The organism is Chamaesiphon sp. OTE_20_metabat_361 (assembly GCF_031364565.1).
The window spans coordinates 1-1585 of record NZ_JANLWO010000173.1; the positions used below are offsets into that span (position 1 = coordinate 1).

Below are 1585 nucleotides of genomic sequence, written 5' to 3' on the forward strand. Positions count from 1 at the left end.
ACTAGCTTCGTAGATGCAGATGGCTCTAGCTCTACTTCAGGCACCCGTAGTCGTAAGACGGCGGGAAGTATGAAGCAACTAGGTCAGTTGAAGCGTCAAAAATCAACCCTTATAGGACTGGATGCAGAAACCAGCCCTTCAGCGAAGTAAGGGCTGGTAGTTCATCAGATTGGAATGACTGCCGATCGAGACCGATCGGGCGTCCCATTTCATCGTAAAGTATTGTAAAGTAAATTAATAATAGAATAATTTTCGGCGGTAAGAGTAGTTGCCAAGTTAGCAATTAGTGAATGCCGATCGATTTAATGAGTTTAGTAGAAAATGCCTTCATCGAAAATGATCTTACGTCGCCTGCTCGGATCGGCAATAGCCATCGTCTTAAGTATATCCGTGTGGTCGATCGCCCCGTCCGCGCAAGCGGTTGACAATCCCGAACTCTTACCGACTTACCAAACCCCCATCATCGATCTGGCGAAAACTTTCACCCCTATCCAAGAGGAGAATTTAGTCAAAGAGATCGACAAATTTGAAGCCGAAACTGGCTGGAAACTGCGAATATTGACTCAGTACGATCGTACCCCCGGACGGGCGGTAAGTAAATATTGGGGACTAGATGAGAAAAGTGTCCTGGTTGTCTCAGATTCGCGGGGCGGGAATACGCTAAATTTCCGCGTCGGCGATGATGTCTACAAACTGATGCCTAGAACCTTCTGGATCGAGTTGCAAACCCGATTTGGGAATATGTACTACGTCCGCGAAAATGGTGAGGACAGCGCCGTTACAGACTCCTTAGAAGCAGTAAAAACCTGCCTAGTCAGAGGTGGTTGTAATGTCGTCCCCGGTTTACCAAAAGAACAATGGATTCTCACTCTAACTAGCTCGATTTTAGGTGGGGTTATTTGTGGTTTCGCCGGACAATATCGCAAAGAAGGCGAAGGTTTTGCTTGGCAGTGGGCGCTAATTTTTTCACCTTTATGGGGGATTCTCTTCATCGCCTTCGGCGTCGCCCCTGTCATTACCCGGACATCGGAATGGGTACCTTTATTCCGCAATTGTGCGGGATTTGCGATCGGCGTTTTGGTGGCTTTCCTAGCACCAATCATCGGTCAATCAAACCCATCTGAGGAACTATAGATTAGTTGGATCTGAAAGTTCTAGCGCCCCGACTATTATCAGTCGGGGCGCTTTTAAATAGTCTATTAGACTTCGTTTTGAGAGCTAAATCCCCCAACCCCCTTAAAAAGCGACCCAAATCACGCGGAGGTTCCCTCCGCATGTGTTTGGGTCAAGACAGCGGATGCAATCACGCGGAGGTTTGTCTTGTCTCGCTGCTTGGTGCGCTAAACCCTCGGGGAACCCTACGTATGGCGCATCCGCTGTCTTGAAAAGGTGCTTCACTTGCGGCGTTTTTATTCGGGGGTTCCCCCCGAATAAGAAAACGACAAGACAGGGGAAACCCCAAGACCGCACTTTTCGCTTTCAACTTTCAACTTTCAACTTATTTAATTATGGTACGAACTGCATCGACAATGCTACCTTTAGGCGTAAGTGCGCCAGCTTTTAACCTCCCCGATGTTGTCAGTGG

The 1585-nt window shown here is 48.0% G+C and carries 1 protein-coding gene; it reads left to right on the forward strand.

Features of this window, described 5'->3' with window-relative positions:
* The first annotated feature begins 321 nt into the window (after positions 1–321).
* Positions 322–1134 carry a TPM domain-containing protein gene (locus RMO35_RS04800; protein WP_309738941.1) on the forward strand — a complete coding sequence of 271 codons (813 nt, stop codon included), beginning with the start codon at positions 322–324 and terminating at the stop codon, positions 1132–1134.
* Positions 1135–1585: the final 451 nt, after the last annotated feature.